The 18,386-nt window shown below is 74.8% G+C and carries 20 protein-coding genes; 13 read left to right on the top strand and 7 right to left on the bottom strand.

Features of this window, described 5'->3' with window-relative positions; genetic code table 11:
- Positions 1–90: 90 nt before the first annotated feature.
- The 4 genes from ABZ261_RS05130 to ABZ261_RS05115 are packed head-to-tail and all read left to right on the top strand — an operon-like array spanning position 91 to position 3,555.
- A complete protein-coding gene (locus ABZ261_RS05130) occupies positions 91–1,020 on the top strand; it encodes an ABC transporter ATP-binding protein (RefSeq protein ID WP_356855399.1) in 930 nt (309 codons plus the stop codon).
- Positions 1,017–1,757, top strand: a complete 741-nt coding sequence (locus ABZ261_RS05125) for an ABC transporter permease (RefSeq protein WP_356855397.1) — start codon at positions 1,017–1,019, stop codon at positions 1,755–1,757. Before ABZ261_RS05130 ends, ABZ261_RS05125 begins: the two co-directional genes overlap by 4 nt.
- A complete protein-coding gene (locus ABZ261_RS05120; RefSeq protein ID WP_356855395.1) occupies positions 1,754–2,944 on the top strand; it encodes a sensor histidine kinase in 1,191 nt (396 codons plus the stop codon). Before ABZ261_RS05125 ends, ABZ261_RS05120 begins: the two co-directional genes overlap by 4 nt.
- Entirely contained in the window at positions 2,941–3,555 is a 615-nt protein-coding gene (locus tag ABZ261_RS05115) for a response regulator transcription factor (RefSeq protein WP_356855393.1), read from the top strand. The genes ABZ261_RS05120 and ABZ261_RS05115 overlap by 4 nt, the downstream gene beginning before the upstream one ends.
- Positions 3,556–3,594: 39 nt before the next feature.
- On the opposite strand, the gene ABZ261_RS05110 is transcribed toward ABZ261_RS05115, so the two are convergent.
- Positions 3,595–4,461 (bottom strand): transglutaminase-like domain-containing protein, encoded by an 867-nt coding sequence (locus ABZ261_RS05110; protein WP_356855391.1) that lies wholly within the window; start codon positions 4,459–4,461, stop codon positions 3,595–3,597.
- A 6-nt stretch (positions 4,462–4,467) separates the two neighbouring features.
- A complete protein-coding gene (locus ABZ261_RS05105; RefSeq protein ID WP_356855389.1) occupies positions 4,468–5,634 on the bottom strand; it encodes a GNAT family N-acetyltransferase in 1,167 nt (388 codons plus the stop codon).
- 140 nt (positions 5,635–5,774) lie between these two features.
- On the opposite strand from ABZ261_RS05105, the gene fdxA reads away from it, so the two are divergent.
- Complete coding sequence (fdxA, locus tag ABZ261_RS05100; RefSeq protein WP_014674796.1) at positions 5,775–6,095, top strand: ferredoxin; 321 nt, start codon at positions 5,775–5,777, stop codon at positions 6,093–6,095.
- 129 nt (positions 6,096–6,224) lie between these two features.
- Positions 6,225–7,322, top strand: a complete 1,098-nt coding sequence (locus tag ABZ261_RS05095; RefSeq protein ID WP_356855387.1) for a bifunctional succinyldiaminopimelate transaminase/glutamate-prephenate aminotransferase — start codon at positions 6,225–6,227, stop codon at positions 7,320–7,322.
- 77 nt (positions 7,323–7,399) lie between these two features.
- Here ABZ261_RS05095 and ABZ261_RS05090 read toward each other — a convergent pair whose 3' ends face one another.
- Together ABZ261_RS05090 and ABZ261_RS05085 are read right to left on the bottom strand one after the other, a co-directional pair.
- Positions 7,400–7,969 (bottom strand): ATP-binding protein, encoded by a 570-nt coding sequence (locus ABZ261_RS05090; RefSeq protein ID WP_356855385.1) that lies wholly within the window; start codon positions 7,967–7,969, stop codon positions 7,400–7,402.
- A 285-nt stretch (positions 7,970–8,254) separates the two neighbouring features.
- Positions 8,255–9,247: a heavy metal transporter gene (locus ABZ261_RS05085; protein ID WP_356855383.1), complete on the bottom strand. Its 993-nt coding sequence runs from the start codon at positions 9,245–9,247 to the stop codon at positions 8,255–8,257.
- A 112-nt stretch (positions 9,248–9,359) separates the two neighbouring features.
- Here ABZ261_RS05085 and dapE point away from each other — a divergent pair, with 112 nt between their 5' ends.
- Positions 9,360–10,439, top strand: coding sequence for a succinyl-diaminopimelate desuccinylase (dapE, locus tag ABZ261_RS05080; RefSeq protein ID WP_356855381.1), 1,080 nt, complete (start codon positions 9,360–9,362; stop codon positions 10,437–10,439).
- Positions 10,440–10,557: 118 nt separating this feature from the next.
- Complete coding sequence (locus ABZ261_RS05075; protein ID WP_356855379.1) at positions 10,558–11,316, top strand: TIGR00730 family Rossman fold protein; 759 nt, start codon at positions 10,558–10,560, stop codon at positions 11,314–11,316.
- A gap of 331 nt (positions 11,317–11,647) precedes the next feature.
- Here ABZ261_RS05075 and folP read toward each other — a convergent pair whose 3' ends face one another.
- On the bottom strand, positions 11,648–12,508 hold the full coding sequence (gene folP, locus ABZ261_RS05070; protein WP_356855377.1) for a dihydropteroate synthase: 861 nt from the start codon (positions 12,506–12,508) through the stop codon (positions 11,648–11,650).
- A 136-nt stretch (positions 12,509–12,644) separates the two neighbouring features.
- On the opposite strand from folP, the gene ABZ261_RS05065 reads away from it, so the two are divergent.
- On the top strand, positions 12,645–13,001 hold the full coding sequence (locus ABZ261_RS05065) for a DivIVA domain-containing protein (protein WP_356855375.1): 357 nt from the start codon (positions 12,645–12,647) through the stop codon (positions 12,999–13,001).
- Positions 12,998–13,594: a DNA-3-methyladenine glycosylase I gene (locus ABZ261_RS05060; protein WP_356855373.1), complete on the top strand. Its 597-nt coding sequence runs from the start codon at positions 12,998–13,000 to the stop codon at positions 13,592–13,594. Before ABZ261_RS05065 ends, ABZ261_RS05060 begins: the two co-directional genes overlap by 4 nt.
- A gap of 4 nt (positions 13,595–13,598) precedes the next feature.
- Here the strand turns inward: ABZ261_RS05060 and ABZ261_RS05055 are convergent, their stop codons facing one another.
- Positions 13,599–14,402 carry an enoyl-CoA hydratase-related protein gene (locus ABZ261_RS05055; RefSeq protein ID WP_356855371.1) on the bottom strand — a complete coding sequence of 268 codons (804 nt, stop codon included), beginning with the start codon at positions 14,400–14,402 and terminating at the stop codon, positions 13,599–13,601.
- 372 nt (positions 14,403–14,774) lie between these two features.
- Here ABZ261_RS05055 and ABZ261_RS05050 point away from each other — a divergent pair, with 372 nt between their 5' ends.
- Positions 14,775–14,942 (top strand): DUF3117 domain-containing protein, encoded by a 168-nt coding sequence (locus ABZ261_RS05050; RefSeq protein WP_018544333.1) that lies wholly within the window; start codon positions 14,775–14,777, stop codon positions 14,940–14,942.
- An 84-nt stretch (positions 14,943–15,026) separates the two neighbouring features.
- On the opposite strand, the gene ABZ261_RS05045 is transcribed toward ABZ261_RS05050, so the two are convergent.
- Complete coding sequence (locus tag ABZ261_RS05045) at positions 15,027–15,725, bottom strand: O-methyltransferase (RefSeq protein ID WP_356855571.1); 699 nt, start codon at positions 15,723–15,725, stop codon at positions 15,027–15,029.
- Positions 15,726–15,958: 233 nt separating this feature from the next.
- On the opposite strand from ABZ261_RS05045, the gene sigE reads away from it, so the two are divergent.
- The gene (gene sigE, locus ABZ261_RS05040; protein ID WP_356855369.1) at positions 15,959–16,672 is read left to right on the top strand and encodes an RNA polymerase sigma factor SigE; all 714 of its coding nucleotides are present in this window, start codon (positions 15,959–15,961) and stop codon (positions 16,670–16,672) included.
- Positions 16,669–17,676: an anti-sigma factor gene (locus ABZ261_RS05035; protein WP_356855367.1), complete on the top strand. Its 1,008-nt coding sequence runs from the start codon at positions 16,669–16,671 to the stop codon at positions 17,674–17,676. The genes sigE and ABZ261_RS05035 overlap by 4 nt, the downstream gene beginning before the upstream one ends.
- Positions 17,677–18,386: the final 710 nt, after the last annotated feature.

The following is an 18,386-nucleotide window of genomic DNA, read 5'->3' as shown; positions in this document are numbered from 1 at the left end:
CCGTCACCCGATCCGTATGACATCTGTCATCCGGCTCACGGGACCGCCGGCACTGCCGCGCGCCCCGCCCTCCCGGCCAGCATGGACGGCATGACGACAACAGCTGCGCCGGCCACCGCCACCCCGGTGGTCGGGTTCGACCGGGTGACCAAGAGATACGGGGACGTGCGGGCCGTGGACTCCCTCTCGCTCCGGCTGCACCCGGGCGAGACCGTCGCCCTCCTCGGCCCGAACGGAGCCGGCAAGTCCACCACCCTGGACCTGCTCCTCGGGCTCAAGCACCCTGACAGCGGCACGGTGCGCCTGTTCGGCGCGAGCCCGCGCGCGGCGATCGTCGCCGGACGGGTCGGGGCCATGCTGCAGAGCGGCGGGCTGATGGACGGGGTCACCGTCGCCGAACTGGTCGGGCTGGCCTGCTCCCTGCACCCGCGGCCCTACCCGGTGCCCGACGTGCTGGCCCGCGCGGGCATCGCGCAGATCGCCGGCCGCAAGGTCGACAGACTCTCCGGCGGCCAGGCCCAGCGGGTCCGCTTCGCCCTCGCCACCGCAGGCGACAGCGACCTGATCGTGCTGGACGAGCCGACCACCGGAATGGACGTCTCCTCCCGCCGGTCCTTCTGGGCCACCATGCGCGAACAGGCCGACCGGGGCCGCACCGTCCTCTTCGCCACCCACTACCTCGAAGAGGCCGACGCCGTCGCCGACCGGGTGCTGGTGCTGCACCGCGGGCGGCTCCTCGCCGACGGCACCGCCGCCGAGATCAAGGCCAGGGCAGGGGCCCGGCGCGTCTCCTTCGACCTGGAGGGCGCCGTCGACGAGGCCGCCCTGCGCGCGCTGCCCTGCCTCACCTCGATCGACGTGTCCGGCCGGACCGTCCGCATCCAGTCCTCCGACGCCGACGCGACCGTCCACGCCCTCTACGGCCTCGGCCTCCACCCCCGCAACCTCGAAGTCACCGGGCTCGGTCTCGAGCAGGCCTTCGTCGCCATCACCGCCGCCGAGGAGGCCAAGCAGCCGTGAACAGCCTGATCAAGCTGGAACTCGTCCGCGCCCTGCGCAACCGCAAGTTCCTGTTCTTCTCGGTGATCTACCCCTCGCTGCTGTTCCTGCTGATCGCCGGCAACGCCGACGGCCACACCGAGATCGACGGCACGGGCCTGACCCTGCCGACGTACATGATGGTCTCCATGGCCTCCTTCGGCGCCCTCACGGCGGTCCTGATGGGCAACAGCGAGCGCATCGCCAAGGAACGCGAGAGCGGCTGGGTGCGGCAGCTGCGGCTGACCCCGCTGCCCGGACGCGGGTACGTCCTCGCCAAGACCGCCGGCACGGCCGTGGTCAGCCTGCCGTCCATCGTCATCGTGTTCGCCGTCGCCGCGGCCATGAAGGACGTCCGCCTGGACGCCTGGCAGTGGCTCGCCCTCACCGGCGCCATCTGGGCCGGCAGCCTCGTCTTCGCCGCGCTCGGCGTCGCCATCGGCTACCTCGCCGGCGGCGACGCGGTCCGCCCCATCACCATGATCACTTACTTCGTCCTGTCCCTGCTGGGCGGCCTGTGGATGCCGACCACCACGTTCCCGCGGTGGCTGCAGGACATCGCCGAGTGGCTGCCCACCCACGCGTACGCCGCCCTGGGACGGGCCGTCGAACAGAAACAGGCCCCGCACACCGCGGACCTCGCCGTCCTCGCCGTCTCCTTCCTCCTCTTCGCGGGCGGCGCGGCCTGGCTGTACCGGAAGGACACGCTGAAGGCGTGAACGCGACGACGCGAGACGGGCACGGAGCACCGGCGCACACCCCCGTGGGCCGGGCGCCCCGCAACCGGCGGGAACTGCTGGCCAAGATCCTCTGGATCGGGGTGTGGCTGGTCTTCCTCAGCTCACCGGTCCGGGACCTGGCCGGCGGCGGACACACGCCCGCCGCCACCGTGGCCGGCTCCCTCGGCCTCACCGCCTTCGTGGGGGCCTACCTGACCCTGGTCTTCCGCAACATCGGACGGCCGTTCTCCCCGCGCGTCGTGCTCGCCCTCGGCGCGGTCCTGGGCGTCCTCGCCCCCGTGCTCGCCTTCACCCTCGGCAGCGCCTGGCTCGGCCTCTTCGTGTACCTGTCGGTCGCCTGGGGGGCCACCCTGCCGCTGCGGGCGGCCTACTGGGCCGTCCCGGCCTCCGCCGCGGCGATGTACCTGACCGGCCTGCACTCCGACGAGAAGGAGGCGCGGGGCCTGCTCCTGCTGGTCCTGCTCATCGGGTTCGCGATGACCGGCGTCAGCCAACTCGTCCGCACCACCGTCGAGTTGCGCAAGGCCCGGGCCACCGTCGCCCAGCTCGCCGCCAACGAGGAACGCCTGCGCCTCGCCCGCGACCTGCACGACCTGCTCGGCCACTCGCTGTCGCTGATCACCCTCAAGAGCGAGCTGGCCGGCCGGATGCTGCCCGACCACCCCGACCGGGCGGCCCGGCAGATCGCCGACATCGAACAGGTCAGCCGGCAGGCCCTGGCCGACGTCCGGGAGGCCGTCACCGGCTACCGGCGGCCCCGGCTCGCCGCGGAACTCGCCGGCGCCCAGGTCGCCCTGACCGCCGCCGGGGTCGTCGCCGAGGTGCCCGCCGAGCCCGGCATCGCCGGCCTGCCCGAGGAAGCCGAGTCCGTGCTCGCCTGGGCGCTGCGCGAGGCGGTCACCAACGTGGTCCGGCACAGCGGCGCCGACCGCTGCGCCGTACGGCTGCTGCGCCGCCAGACCCTGGACGGGCCGCAGCTCGAACTCACCGTCGAGGACAACGGATCCGGCGGCTCCGGCACGGTCCCCGGAAACGGCCTGACCGGTCTGACCGAGCGGCTGCACCAGGCGGGCGGCACCCTGGAGGCGGGCCGGGTCAGACACGGGTTCCGGCTGGTCGCCCGCGTCCCGGCGGCCGGGCCGGCGGACATAGGATCCGGGGCATGACGCGCACGATCAGGGTCCTGCTGGCCGAGGACCAGTCGATGGTCCGCGAGGCGCTGGCCGCGCTGCTCGGCCTGGAGGACGACATCGAGGTCGTCGCCCAGGCCGCCCGCGGCGACGAGGTGCTCGCGGCCGTCGCCGCACACCGCGTGGACGTGGCCCTGCTCGACATCGAGATGCCCGGCTGCACCGGCATCGAGGCGGCCGCCCGGGTGCGCCGCGAGCACCCGGACGTCAAGCTGGTCGTCCTCACCACCTTCGGCCGGCCCGGCTACCTGCGCAGCGCCATGGAGGCGGGCGCCGACGCCTTCCTCGTCAAGGACGCCCCGGCCGCCCAGCTCGCCGCGGCGATCCGCCGGGTGCTGGCCGGGGAGCGGGTCATCGACCCCGCCCTGGCCGCCGCCGCGCTCGCCGACGGCGCCAACCCGCTCACCGAGCGGGAACGCCAGGTGCTCCGCGCGGCGGCCGACGGCTCCACCAACGCCGAACTGGCCCGGGCCCTCCACCTGTCCCAAGGCACCGTCCGCAACTACCTGTCCACCGCCATCCAGAAACTCGCCGTGCGCAACCGCGCGGAGGCGGTGCGGACCGCCCGGGAGAAGGGCTGGCTGTGACCGCGCCTCCCCTGCCGTGCACGGCCGCGGCGCGCGCCCTCAGTTGAGCTTCGCCCGCGCGATCCGCGCCTCCTGCCGCACCTTCCGTGCGGCCGGCTCGTCGACCACCTCGATCAGGTCGGCGTAGACGTCCAGTTCGTCGGCGCCCGCGGTGAACGCGCCGCGCTGCACCAGCAGCTGCCCCCGCTCGTAGCGCAGCCGCGCCGGATGCGACGGGACGAGCAGCGCCAGCTCCACGGCCCGCAGGGCGACGTCCGACCGCTCCGGCCGGGCCGCGGCCCACGCCCGGATGTTGTTCAGGACGCGCTGCACGACCTCCAGGGGCGCCGCCGGCTGGAGCAGGGCCGGATCCGGCGGCGCGCCCGTCGCCTCCACCACCAGCAGCTCCGCGTCCGCCCCGGTCAGCACCCGGCCCCCGTCGAACGGATCGGCCAGCACCCGCTCCCGCGCCGGCCCGAACCCCACGACGAAGTGCCCCGGCAGCGCGACCCCGTACACCGGGGCCCCCGCCCGGCGGGCGACCTCCATCCACACCACCGACAGCAGGATGGGCAGCCCGCGCCGCCGCCGCAGCACCTCGTGCAGCAGCGAGGACTCCAGCCGCTGGTAGTCGCCCGGCGTGCCGTGGAACTCCAGGCGGTCGCCGAGCAGCCGCCGTACGGCCTCCGCCCAGGCGCGCGGCCCGTCCGGCCGGTACGGCAGCTCGCCCGCCAGCCGGTCCAGCTCCTGCTGCGCGGCGTCGATGCCGGCCTCGTCCAGCGAGCCGTCCGTCTCCGCCCCGATCAGCAGGCACAGCGCGGACAGGTCCGGCCGCTCGGACCGGGCCTCCTCGGCGAACCGCCGCCGCAGCTCGGCGGAGCGCTCCGGCCCGGGCGGGTACGGGGGCGGCAGATACGGACGGGGCACGGCAGCTCACGCCCTTCCACGGGGTGCGGGGCCGGGCGTACCGGCCGGGCCGCGCGGGGCGTCCTGCGGCCGGGGTCCGCGGTGCCCCGGCGCGTCCCGGACCTCCGGTCCGTCCGGCGCCCGGTAGTGGTGGTAGGCGTGGTGCGGCCCGAAGCCCAGCCCGGCGTAGAAGGCCCGCGCGGCCTCGTTGTCCGCCTCCACCTGGAGCCAGGCCGCCGACGCCCCCTCGTCCAGCGCACGCCGGGCCAGCGCGGCCATCACCCCGGTCGCCAGCCCCTGCCGCCGCCGGCCGGGATCCACCTCGACGGCGGCGAACCCGGCCCACCGCCCGTCCACGGCGCACCGCCCGATCGCCGCCGGAGGCTCCCCGGCCGCACCGGGCGACGACGCGAACCACACCGAGGGGGCTTCGCCGCTCCCGGCTCCTTCCGCACCCGACCCGAGCACCCGCAGGGCCACCTCGCTCACCCCGGCGCGCCGGTACCGCGCGAGCCACGCCTCGTCCACCGTCCGGGACAGCACCACCTCCGCGCCGCCGGCCCGGTCCGCGACCGGCGCCAGGGCACCGATCCACACCTCGGCGGTCACCTCCCGCACCCAGCCGCGCCGCTCCAGCTCCGCGCAGAGCAGTTCCTGCGTGCCCTCCGCGCCGGTCGCCGTCTGCACGTAGGCGGGCAGGCCGCGCTCGCCGTACCAGCGCCGTACCGCCTGAAGGGCCGCGTCGAGCGGGAGGCCGGGGTCGCCGAGCGGCAGCACGCTGTTGGCCCGGCGCGTGAAGCCCGTCCGGCGCCCTGCGGCGCCCCCGGCGGCCGGCTCCTCCTGGACGGCCGCCCGCAGCTCCCACTCGCCGAGCCGCTCGCTCTCCACCGGCCGCCAGGCGCGCGAGGCCACGTGCGCGAGCTCCCGGTAGGAGGCGGCGGGACCCCTCCGCCGCGCCGGTGCGGCGGGCACGGTCTTCCCCGCGACCAGCGACGTCTCCGGGATGCGGACGCTCCGTCCGTCCCGTTGTGTGATCATGAGCACGCCCTCGTCCCATGATGTGAGAACGCCCACCGTGTCGGTGAACTTCTCACGCGTCGCCCCAGGTTCGCCCAGGCGCCGCACGGACACCCGTTTTCCCACGTCAGCAGGGGTGATACGGACTTCCAGACGCCCTGTCGCCGAGATTTCCACCGGTCAGTTCACCCCTCCTGTTCGGATCATGCCCCGGAACGGAGATACTAGGGGCGGGCATCGACGACGCCGCGCTCCCGCGCGCCAGGCGGCGGAGCCTGAGGAGGCCCGCCAGCGCCCTATCGAGGAGGAACGACAGCGTGACCTACGTCATCGCGCAGCCTTGTGTCGACGTCAAGGACAAGGCGTGCATCGAGGAGTGCCCGGTCGACTGCATCTACGAGGGCCAGCGGTCCTTGTACATCCACCCGGACGAATGCGTCGACTGTGGTGCCTGTGAGCCGGTCTGCCCGGTCGAGGCGATCTTCTACGAGGACGACGTCCCGGAGGAGTGGAAGGACTACTACAAGGCGAACGTCGAGTTCTTCGACGAGCTGGGCTCTCCCGGCGGCGCCAGCAAGCTGGGGCTGATCGAGCGCGACCACCCCTTCGTCGCCGCGCTGCCGCCGCAGGGCGAGTGACCGTTTAGGCGCAGCGGCCCGTATCCCGCGCCGCCTCGGTCCCGTACGGCCTGATCGCCCCGATCGCCGCCGTACGGGACCGAGGCGTTTGCCGCACCGAGCCGCACAGACGAAAGTGAGCCACTGATCGTGTCCGCAGTCTCCGACCGGCTGCCCACCTTCCCCTGGGACAAGCTGGACCCGTACAAGAAGACGGCCGCGGCCCACCCGGACGGCATCGTCGACCTGTCCGTCGGCACGCCCGTCGACCCGGTCCCCGAGCTGATCCAGAAGGCGCTGATCGACGCGGCCGACTCCCCGGGCTACCCGACGGTCTGGGGCACCCCCGCCCTGCGCGACGCGATCACCGGCTGGCTGGAGCGCCGCCTCGGCGCCCGCGGTGTCACCCACCGCCACGTCCTGCCGGTCGTCGGCTCCAAGGAGCTCGTCGCCTGGCTGCCGACCCAGCTCGGCCTCGGCCCCGGCGACCGGGTGGCGTACCCGCGCCTGGCCTACCCGACGTACGAGGTCGGCGCCCGCCTGGCCCGCGCCTCCCACGAGGTCTACGACGACCCCACCGAGCTGGACCCGTCGGGGCTGAAGCTGCTGTGGCTGAACTCCCCGTCGAACCCGACCGGCCGGGTGATCCCGAAGCCGGAGCTGACCCGGATCGTCGCCTGGGCCCGCGAGCACGGCGTCCTGCTGGTCTCCGACGAGTGCTACCTGGAGCTGGGCTGGGAGACCGACCCGGTCTCGGTCCTGCACCCGGACGTCAACGGCGGCTCCTTCGACGGCATCGTCGCCGTCCACTCCCTGTCCAAGCGGTCCAACCTGGCGGGCTACCGCGCCGCCTTCGCCGCGGGCGACCCTGCCGTCCTCGGCCCGCTGCTGGAGATCCGCAAGCACGGCGGCATGATGACCCCCGCCCCGACGCAGGCGGCGGTGGTGGCGGCCCTGGGCGACGACGAGCACGTCCGCGTCCAGCGCGAGCGTTACGCGGCCCGCCGCGAGGCGCTGCGCGCCGCCCTGCTGTCCCACGGCTTCCGGATCGAGCACAGCGAGGCGAGCCTCTACCTGTGGGCCACCCGCGACGAGTCCTGCTGGGACACGGTCGCCCACCTGGCCGGCCTGGGCATCCTGGTGGCCCCCGGGGACTTCTACGGCGAGGCGGGCGAGCGGTTCGTACGGGTCGCCCTGACGGCGACGGACGAGCGGGTGCGGGCGGCGGTGGCCCGCCTGACCGCGTAGCCCCCGCCGGAGGCGCGCACGACAAGCCGACGGGGCCCGGGAAGACCTGGGCCCCGTCGGCGTTCCCGGCCGTGCGCTCAGCCGAGCGGCAGACCCTTGGCCGGCAGGACGGTGCCGGGCAGGGACGACGTCGGCAGGTCCCCCTTGGCCAGAGAGTCCGTGGGCAGGCCCTTGGCGACGGAGTCCGTGGGCAGGCCCTTGGCGACGGAGCCCGTCGGCAGGCCGCCCTTGGCCAGGGAGGCCGTCTGCAGTCCGCCCTTCGTCGCCGCGCCGGCCGCGGCTTCCCCGAGGACGCCCCCCGCGGTCCCGGCCGCGGCGCCCGCGGCCTGCTGCGCCGCGGGCGCCGTCTCCTGCACGGCGCCGCCGAGGGCCTTGCCCGCGGCCGGCACCGTCTGCCGGACCGCCTTGCCGCCGCTCTCGCCCGCGAGAGCGGCGACGTTCTGCGCGGCGCCGTCGACGGCCGTGGCGACGTGCGCGCCGTCCAGGACGGTCACGCCGTCCAGGGCGGTCAGACCGCCCAGGTTCGGGGTGGCCGCCGGCAGGTTCGTGGCCGCACCGGCGGAGCCGGCCGCACCGACCCCGGCGGCCGCTCCCGCTGCGACGAGCAGCGCGGCACGGGCGATCCGGCGGGTCAGAGGGAGGGACATGATGCTCCATTCGACGGGAGGTAACGGTGTGTCCGGCCTGGTCGGGTCCGGGCTCGGACGCCGTGACTACCGCTCGACGCCCGCAAAGGTTGCGGACGCCCCAGGTAAAGAATGGATAACGCATCGCATTATCAGGTGTGGATAAAAACGGGCAAACGGCGTCGGTCGGACCGTCGGAAGAATCCTTCCTCTCCCTGTGTCCCAAGGAATCCGCGGTCCGCGCGCCTCCCGCCCGGGCCCCCCGGCGGACCGGCGCCGCACCACTCGCCCGGGCGATCCGCCGTACTACTGTCCGGTCACGATCCGGACGGCCCCTGCGGACTTCTCCGCCCCGGCGGCCCCGGCCGAGCGGACCGTCCTCCACTCGTCGCTGCTGCTGCCCGCGGTCCACTCCCGCCCCGCGAACGTCACACGCTGGATGTGCAGCGCCGAGGAATGGGCCACCGCCCACTGCGCGAGCTGCCAGCCCCGCTGCCGCTCACCGCTCCCGCTCGCGTTAGCCGGCGTCCCCGCGGGCACCGGAACCGTCACCGTCCGCCCGCGCGCGGTCGCCGTCACACTCGGCGACGGAGACGGCGACGGCACCGGCGTGCCGCCCACCACCGCACCGGTCTCCTGCAGCGCGTCCCGCCCGAAGTCCCGTACCAGCGCCTCCCGCACCGCGTCCGGACCCGTCGCCGCGGCCGTGCGCGCCGGGCGCCCGTCGCACGTCAGGGTGGCCCCCGCCCGGCCGGTCAGGGCCGCCGACAGCAGCGAGGCGTCCCGCTCGTGCTTGGCGTACGCCTCCGGGTAGCCGCTGCGCTGCACCCGCTGCGCGGCCACCGTCAGCGGCAGGCCGGTGTAACCGGGCACCTTCGCCAGGTGCGCGTAGAAGATGCCCGCCGCGTAGGTGGGATCCATGATCTGCCGCTCGGTGCCCCAGCCCTGCGAGGGCCGCTGCTGGAACAGGCCCAGCGAGTCCCGGTCGCCGTGCCGGATGTTGCGCAGCCCCGACTCCTGCAGGGCGGTCGCCAGGGCGATCGTCACGGCCCGCTCCGGCATCTGCCGGCCGGTGCCGACGGCGGCGATCGTCGCCGCGTTCACCGCCTGCTCCGGCGTGAACTCGTACGACGCCCCGTCACCGGTGGCCGAGACCACCTTGCAGCCGCGCGCTCCACCGCCTCCGGTGACGTACTGCACGACGAGGTAGGCGACGACGCCGCACAGGACCAACAGGGCCGCGGTGAAACGGAAAAGACGGCCGCGGCGCTCGGGACGGGTGGGGGACGGCTCTGACACGCGTACAAGGTACTGGAGCCGCGCCGGCCCCTCGCGGGGGGTACGGCGCGCACCGCCCCGCACCGCCTCGCGCGCCCGGACCGTCCGCGGCCGGCGCGCTAGGGTCGTGGCCATGGCCGACACCTCGCTTGACCTCACGCTGGACGCCGCCGCGCTCACCGCGCGGCTCGTGGACCTCCCGTCGGAGAGCGGCGCCGAGAAGCCGCTCGCGGACGCGATCGAGGCCGCCCTGTGCGACCTGCCGCACCTGACGGTGGACCGCTACGGCAACAACGTGATCGCCCGCACCGATCTCGGCCGCGCCGAGCGCGTCGTCCTGGCCGGCCACATCGACACCGTGCCCATCGCGGACAACGTGCCCTCCCGGCTCGACGACGACGGCGTGCTGTGGGGCTGCGGCACCTGCGACATGAAGTCGGGCGTGGCGGTCCAGCTGCGCATCGCGGCCACGGTTGCCGCCCCCAACCGCGACCTGACCTTCGTCTTCTACGACAACGAGGAGGTCGCCGCCGACCTCAACGGCCTCAAGCACGTCGCCGAGGCGCGTCCCGAGTGGCTGCGGGGCGACTTCGCGGTCCTGCTGGAGCCCACGGACGGCGAGGTCGAGGGCGGCTGCCAGGGCACGCTGCGGATGCTGCTGCGGACGAAGGGCGAGCGGGCCCACTCGGCACGCGGCTGGATGGGCGCCAACGCCATCCACGCGGCGGCCCCCGTCCTCGCCCGCCTGGCGTCCTACGAACCCCGCCGGCCCGTCATCGACGGCCTGGAGTACCGCGAGGGCCTCAACGCGGTGGGCGTCTCCGGGGGAGTCGCCGGCAACGTCATCCCCGACGAGTGCGTGATCAAGGTCAACTTCCGCTACGCCCCCGACCGCACCGAGGAGGAGGCCGTCGCGCACGTCCGCGAGGTGTTCGCCGACTGCGGCGTCGAGGAGTTCACGGTGGACGACCACAGCGGCGGCGCGCTGCCGGGCCTGTCCCACCCGGCCGCGGCGGCCTTCATCGAGGCGGTGGGCGGCGCCCCGCGGCCCAAGTACGGCTGGACGGACGTCTCCCGCTTCTCCGCGCTCGGCATCCCCGCGGTCAACTACGGCCCCGGCAACCCGCTCCTGGCCCACAAGCGCGACGAACGCGTCGACACCGCGAAGATCCTGGCGGGCGAGGAGCGGCTGCGGAACTGGCTCACCGCGTAGCCCACCGCGGCGCGCCGGCGCGCGCGGCGCACGCGCGCCGGACACGCGCAGGTCCCCCCTCCGTAACCCGCGCGGATCTAGTCTGAGATCGAACTACCGGCAAGCGGAGGGAGCGCACATGGCTACCGGCAACCCCGAGGGGAAGAAGCAGCCGCCGGACGAGCAGCGGCTCGGACCGGTCCTCCGACGGCGGGACCAGGTGACGGCGAGTACGACCGACCAGCGGCTGCTGGACGAGCGCGCCCCCTCGGACTGGGTCCACACCGACCCCTGGCGGGTCCTGCGCATCCAGTCGGAATTCATCGAGGGGTTCGGCACCCTGGCCGAACTGCCGCCCGCGATCAGCGTGTTCGGCTCGGCGCGGACACCGGTCGACTCGCCGGAGTACGAGGCGGGCGTGCGGCTCGGCCGCGGGCTGGTGGAGGCCGGCTGGGCGGTCATCACGGGCGGCGGACCGGGCGCGATGGAGGCGGCCAACAAGGGCGCGTGCGAGGCGGGCGGCATCTCGGTCGGCCTCGGCATCGAGCTCCCCTTCGAGCAGGGGCTCAACGAGTACGTCGACATCGGGCTGAACTTCCGCTACTTCTTCGTCCGCAAGATGATGTTCGTGAAGTACGCCCAGGGCTTCGTCGTCCTGCCCGGCGGCCTCGGCACCCTCGACGAACTCTTCGAGGCCCTCACCCTGGTCCAGACCCAGAAGGTCACCCGCTTCCCGATCGTCCTCTTCGGCACCGAGTACTGGGGCGGCCTGATCGACTGGCTGAAGAACACGCTGGTCGCCCAGGGCAAGGCGGCGGAGAAGGACCTGCTGCTGTTCCACGTGACGGACGACGTGGCGGAGGCGGTGGCCCTGGTGTCCAAGGAAGCGGGCCGCTGACGCCCGCCCCCGCGGCGGTGGGGCGCTCCGGTGCGGCTTCATCGGCGGGGTGGGCGTGAGCCCGGCGGGCCCGCGCCGCCGGGCCGGTGGCCGGGCGGCGCGGGTGGGGCGCGTGTCGGACGGCGTTCGGGGCGCTACGAGGCCGACGGCCCCGGGCCGTTGCGCGCGGATCGCCATCGTCAGTGCCGTCGCCGCCCAGAAGGCGGTCGCGTGGCGCAGCCTGCGGGCCGGGCCGGTGGCCGGCCGGTCGCCCCGGCCGCCGTCGGGGCGCTCGGCGCGCCCCCGCCGGCGGCGGGAGGCGACCCACCGGGCCGGGGCGGAGCCCCTCGGGTCAGGCCAGTCCCCGGCGGGCCACCGCGGGGGCCCGGTGGCCCGCGATGGACGCGACCATGTCCAGCACCTGACGGGTCTCCGCCACCTCGTGCACCCGGTACACCTGCGCCCCCAGCCACGCGGACACCGCGGTCGTGGCGAGCGTGCCGATCAGCCGCTCCTTCACCGGCCGGTCCAGCGTCTCGCCGACGAAGTCCTTGTTGGACAGGGACACCAGCACCGGCCACCCGGTGGCCACCATCTCGTCCAGCCGCCGCGTCGCCTCCAGGCTGTGCCGCGTGTTCTTCCCGAAGTCGTGCCCGGGGTCGATCAGCACGGACTCCCGCGGCACGCCCAGCGCCACGGCCCGCTCCGCCAGCCCGACGGTCACGTCCAGGATGTCGGCCATCACGTCGTCGTAGGTCACCCGGTGCGGACGCGTACGCGGCTGCGCGCCGCCCGCGTGCGTGCACACCAGCCCCACCCCGTAGCGCGCCGCGACTTCCGCCAGCCCCGGGTCCACCCCGCCCCACGCGTCGTTCAGCAGGTCCGCGCCCGCCTCGCACACCGCCTCGCCGACCTCGGCCCGCCAGGTGTCCACGCTGATGACGACGTCGGGGAAGCGGCGCCGCACCTCGGCGACGAAGCCGACGGTGCGCCGCGCCTCCTCCTCGGCGGTGACCTCCTCGCCGGGACCCGCCTTGACCCCGCCGACATCGATGATCGCGGCGCCCTCGGCCACCGCCTGCTCGACCCGTGCGAGGGCCGGCTCGTCGCGGAAGGTGGCCCCCCGGTCGTAGAAGGAGTCGGGCGTCCGGTTGACGATCGCCATGATCACCGGTTCGTGCGGCCCGAATTCCCGCCTGCCCAGCCTGAGCATCCGCTGTGACCTCTCCTAGTACGTCCCGCAGTACGGCCGCCTGCGACCCTAACGGCCGCACCGGCATGGCACGATCGGAGCCTGACAGATTCAGCTTCCGGCAGCGTCCGGTGACGAGCGTGGGGACCCTACGGCAATGGTGATGTTCTTGTTCCTGGTCGTCGCGCTGGCCGTCGTGGTCGCCGCGGTGGCCCTGGCCGTGGTGGGGGGCGGGGAGAGCGGCCCGCTGCCCGAGGCGGCGCCGGAGCGGCTGCAGGACCCGCTGCCCGCGGACCGCCCGGTGGACCGCGCCGACGTGGAGAGCCTGCGCTTCCCCCTCGCCCCGCGCGGCTACCGCATGGCCGACGTCGACGACGCGCTCGGCCGGCTCGCCGCCGAACTCGACGAGCGGGACGCCCGCATCGCCGAGCTGGAGGCCGCGCTGGCCGGGGCGAGAGCCGCCGCCGCGCACGCCCGCCCGCACAAGGACGACGAAGCGGAGGACCGCGGATGACCGCCGGGACCGCCCTCGCCGGGCCGGACGGCGCGCTGCGCTGCCCGTGGGCCCTGTCCGCGCAGGACTACCTGGCGTACCACGACGAGGAGTGGGGCCGCCCGGTCCACGGCGACGACGCCCTCTTCGAGCGGATCAGCCTGGAGGCCTTCCAGTCGGGCCTGTCCTGGATCACGATCCTGCGCCGCCGTCCGGGCTTCCGCGCCGCCTTCGCCGGCTTCCGCATCGAGAAGGTCGCCGCCTTCACCGACGCGGACCGCGAGCGCCTGCTGGCCGACCCGGGCATCATCCGCAACCGCGCCAAGATCGACGCGACCCTGTCCAACGCGCGCGTGCTCGCCGACTGGCCGGAGGGCGAGCTGGACGCGCTGGTCTGGTCGCACGCCCCGGATCCGGCGGGCCGTCCGGCGCCGCGGACGCTCGCCGACGTCCCGCCGGTCACCGAGGAGTCCACGGCGCTGTCCAAGGCCCTGAAGAAGCGCGGCCTGCGCTTCGTCGGCCCGACGACGGCGTACGCCCTGATGCAGGCGTGCGGACTGGTCGACGACCACCTGGAAGCCTGTGTGAGCCGCACCGGCCCGCGCCCCCGCTAGCCGCTCACCGGCCCAGGTACCTCGGCTTCTCCTTCTCCACGAACGCCCGCACCGCGATGGCGTGGTCCTCGGACCGGCCGGCGCGCGTCTGCAGCTCGTCCTCCTTCTCCAGCGTCTCGGCGAGGGAGTGCGTCAGCCCGTACGCCACCGCCTCCTTGATCGCCGCGTACGCCACCGTCGGCCCCTGCGCCAGCGCCCGCGCCGTCCGCTCGGCCTCGGCGCGCAGCTCCGCGGAGGGGACCAGCCGGTTGGCGATGCCCAGCTCCAGCGCTTCCCGGGCGTCGATGCTGCGCGGGAAGAGCAGCAGGTCGGTGGCGCGGCTCGGGCCGACGACCCGGGGCAGCGTCCAGGAGATCCCGGAGTCCGCGGTCAGCGCCACACCCGCGAACGACGTGTTGAAGGCGGCCGTCTCGGCCACCAGCCGGTAGTCCGCCGCCAGCGCGAAGCCGAACCCGGCGCCGGCGGCGACGCCGTTCACCGCGGCGACCACGGGCTTGGGCGCCCCGGCGAGGGCCCGCACGATCGGGTTGTAGTGCTCCCGGACCGTGCTCATCGTCTGCCCGGACCCGGTCTCCCGGTCCTTCGCCAGCAGCCCGATGTGCTCCTTGAGGTCCTGGCCCACGCAGAACGCCCGGTCCCCGGCGGCGGTCAGCAGGATCGCCCGTACGGCCGTGTCCGAGGCCGCGGCTTCCGCAGCCTCCCGGAGGGCGACCTTCGTCGCGACGTCCAGCGCGTTCATCGCCTCGGGGCGGTTCAGCGTGATCGTCGCGAGTCCGTCGCCCACCTCGTAGAGCACGGTGTCGGCCATGGCGCATCCCCTCCGGTGTCGCGGCTGGTGCGTACCGCTCGGTACGCCCTTGTCTGAGGACAGCATGACGGAGATCACCGGCCGGGGGTCCGGCCGCGGGTGTGAGCTGCGTCAAAGAAAAACCCCGGGGAGCCGGCCGGCGAAGGCCCGTGCGGTGGAGCAGTATCGCAGCCACATCGCCGAATTGAGTGGTTTTGCTCGCGCGCGTTGCCCAAGCGATGCCGGCCGATGTTGGTCATCGGGTCCTGCGATGCGGGATAATGACCTGGAAGCAATGTGTTCGATGCCGGTGTCGTGTGTCCGTTCCGGACGGCGGTTGCCCTCCCGGGGCCGTCGGCAGACGATGAGCTGGTTTCAGGAAGGGGAACGAGCATGGCGGCCATGAAGCCGCGGACGGGTGATGGCCCGCTCGAGGTGACCAAGGAGGGGCGGGGCATCGTCATGCGCGTTCCGCTCGAAGGCGGCGGTCGACTCGTCGTCGAGCTGACCCCTGACGAGGCCGAGGCGCTCGGCGACGCCCTCAAGAAGGTCGTCGTCTGACGCCCCAGCGATCTGTCCTCCCGGCTGCCCCGGCATCGTACGCGGTGCCGGGGCAGCCGCGTATCACCACCCCGGCCTGCGGCTTCACCGCTTGACGGCGCACAGCAGCCCGTCGCCGACCGGCAGCAGCGAGGGGAGCAGCTCCTGACTCTCGCGGACCGTGCGGAGCAGCTCCCGCAGCCGCACCACCTCGGTCGGCTGCGGCCCCGAGTCGACGGTGCGGCCGTTGGCGAAGACGCCCTCGAAGGCGACGAGACCGCCGGGCCGCAGAAGCCGCAACGATTCAGCGAGGTAGTCCGGGTACTCCAGCCGGTCCCCGTCGCAGAAGACGAGGTCGTAGCCGGCGTCCGCGAGACGCGGCAGGACGTCCAGGGCGGGTCCGGGGATGAACCGGGCCCGGTTGCTGGCGAAGCCGCCGATGCGGAACGCCTGCCGGGCGAACTGCTGGTGCTCCGGCTCCTGGTCCACCGTGGTGAGCACCCCGTCCGGCCGCATGCCGTGCAGCAGATGGATCCCGGACACCCCGCAGCCCGTGCCGATCTCCGCGACCGCCTTCGCGTCCACGGAGGCGGCCAGCAGTCGCAGCGCGGCGCCCGTGCCGGGCGACACCGAGCGCAGCCCCGCCTCGCGGGCGCGGTCGCGGGCCCAGAGCAGCGCTTCGTCCTCGGCGACAAAGGCGTCGGCGAACGCCCAGCTCGTCTGCCGGTTGCCGGTAATGACCCTCTCCTGTCCCCATGGTTGCCTCGGCGTGACTGTATCCGCTGGCGCCGGGAACCCGCAGATGAGCCCGTACGTTTACAGGGATGTGACGATGGCCGCGGCGCGACGGGGGGCGAGGTATGGACCAGGACGCCGAGCGAGGGCCGACGCAGCCGCACCAGCCGGGCCGGCACGCATCAATCTCTCGTAAAACCGCTTATCCGGAGCTAACGGACGAGGTGGCTATGGTAGGGGCTCCACTGGACACCACCAGAGCCGACAGGGGAGGTGCGGCTGCGCCCGGAGACCGGGGCGGAGTGCTGCGGCGCTTCCTCGGGTCGGCGGGCAGGCCGAGATCCGTGACCGACACCGCTGCCGACAGCCACGCCGCCGGTCCCGCCGCGGGCGAGACCCAGACCGCGACCTTCGCCACCGACGCGGACGGGCAGGCGTGGACTCCGCCCACCTGGGAGGAGATCGTCAGCATGCACAGCGGCCGGGTCTACCGCCTCGCGTACCGGCTGACGGGCAACCAGCACGACGCCGAGGACCTCACCCAGGAGGTCTTCGTCCGTGTCTTCCGCTCCCTGTCCACGTACTCGCCGGGCACCTTCGAGGGCTGGCTGCACCGCATCACCACGAACCTCTTCCTGGACATGGTCCGGCGCAAGCAGCGCATCCGCTTCGACGCCCTCGGCGAGGACGCGGCCGAGCGCCTGGCCAGCCGCGAGCCCACCCCGCAGCAGCTCTTCAACGACGCCCACTTCGACGCCGACGTCCAGCAGGCACTCGACACCCTCGCGCCCGAGTTCCGCGCGGCCGTCGTCCTGTGCGACATCGAGGGCCTGTCCTACGAGGAGATCGCCGCGACCCTGGGCGTGAAGCTCGGCACGGTCCGCTCCCGCATCCACCGCGGCCGGTCCCAGCTCCGCAAGGCCCTCGCGCACCGCTCCCCGGAGGCCCGCGCGGCCGAGCGGCGCTCCTTCCTGGCCCGTGTCCCCGCTCTGGGGGGAGGGGGCGCGCCGGCGTGAGTGGATCCCGACCGGAACCCGTCGAGGAGACGCGCCTCGCGGAGCAGCACCTGGGCGACCGGCTCTCCGCCCTGGTGGACGGCGAGCTCGGCCACGAGGCGCGCGAGCGGGTCCTCGCCCACCTGGCCACCTGCGCCCGGTGCAAGGCGGAGGCCGACGCCCAGCGCGCCCTGAAGAACGTCTTCGCGGAGGCCGCCCCGCCCCCGCCCTCCGAAAGCTTCCTGGCCCGCCTCCAGGGCCTCCCCGGCGGCGTCGACCCGGACGGCGGCGGCACACCCTCCCTCGGGGGCGGACACCTCGGACGCGGCCCCGACAGCCCCGGAGCCTTCGGCGCGCGGCGCGGCGAGCGCCTGCCGTTCGGGTACGTCCCCGCCCGCCCGCACGGCTGGGCGCCGGCCGGCGTGCACGGCTCCGCACCCGCGGACCGCGGCTTCCGCATCCACGCCGTCGGCCGCCCCGACGACGGCCGCTCCGCCTCGCGCGGACTGCGGTTCGCGTTCGCCGCCGCCGGCGCGGTGTCGCTGGCCGCGGTCGCGCTCGGCGGGGTGACCACCGCCATCCCCGGCGACCCGACCGCGGAGACCCGCGGCGGTTCCGGCGCCGGCAGCAACGTCACCCCGGCCCGGTCCGCAGGCACCGGTGCGGGCGCGGCCCTGCCCGACAGCCAGCGCCGCCGTCCGGCGGGGCCGCTGCTCGCCCAGAGCGGCGCGCTGCTCGGGCAGACCCCGGCGGCGCCGACCTCCCTGTCCGCGCCGGTGCTTCCCGGCGTGACGCCCCCCGGCAGGGCCCCGGCCGACCGGGTGCGGGGCCTGACCGCGCCGGTGGTGGCCGGTGCGGCGGCCGTCTCCCCGCTGATACGCCCGCTGGACGGGACCACGGCCCTGCCGCTCGCCGACTGGCCCGGCGTCCCCGCGGTCACCGACTCCGGTCTGCTGTCCGCCCCCGTCCCCGACACCGCGGGCGCTCCCTCCGCCTCCCCCGGCGCGTCCCACCGGGCGCCCTGACCGGTCTGCGCGCCCCGGCACGCGGACCTGGTTGAATCCGGTGAGGGCCGTGCCCGGGGCGATGACCGCCGGGGGCGGAGACGATGTTCCGTGGCCGCGGCACCGAGCGGTCGCGGCCGGCTGTGGGGGAGAGCATGAACGAGGGGAACCGCGTCCCGCCGGTGGACGGACCGGAGGGAGCGGCGGGGACGGAGCCGGCCGCCCCCGTGGACGACGCCGCACCGGCCGGCGGGGCGTCGGCCGGCCGCGCGCCGGAGCCGGTGGACGGGGCCGGCGGAGACTTCGCACCGGCCGGAGACGGCACGGCCGCGCGAACCCTCCGGGCAACCTCCACCGGGCGCCCAGAGCCACTGCACGACCCCGACCCCTACAGCACCCCGCCCTACGGCGGACCCGGCCCCTGGGCCCCCGCACCGCCCGTCCAGCACCCCGCGGCCACACCGGCACAGGGCACGGCCCTGCCCCCCGCGCCCTCTGCCCCCGTGGCGCAGGCGTTCGCGCCTTCCGTCCCGGTGGCGCAGGCGCCGCTGTCCGCACCGACCGTGCCGGGGGCCCAGGCGTCGGTACCCGCACCGGCAGCCCAGGCGCCCGCGCCCTCCGGCTCCGTGGCGCAGGCGTTCGCACCTTCCGTCCCGGTGGCGCAGGGGCCGCTGCCCGCACCGACCGTGCCGGGGGCCCAGGCGTCGGTACCCGCACCGGCAGCCCAGGCG

This window comes from Streptomyces sp. NPDC006193, from assembly GCF_040613915.1.
Taxonomy (GTDB): Bacteria; Actinomycetota; Actinomycetes; order Streptomycetales; family Streptomycetaceae; genus Streptomyces.
This window is presented reverse-complemented; position numbering and strand designations above follow the sequence as displayed.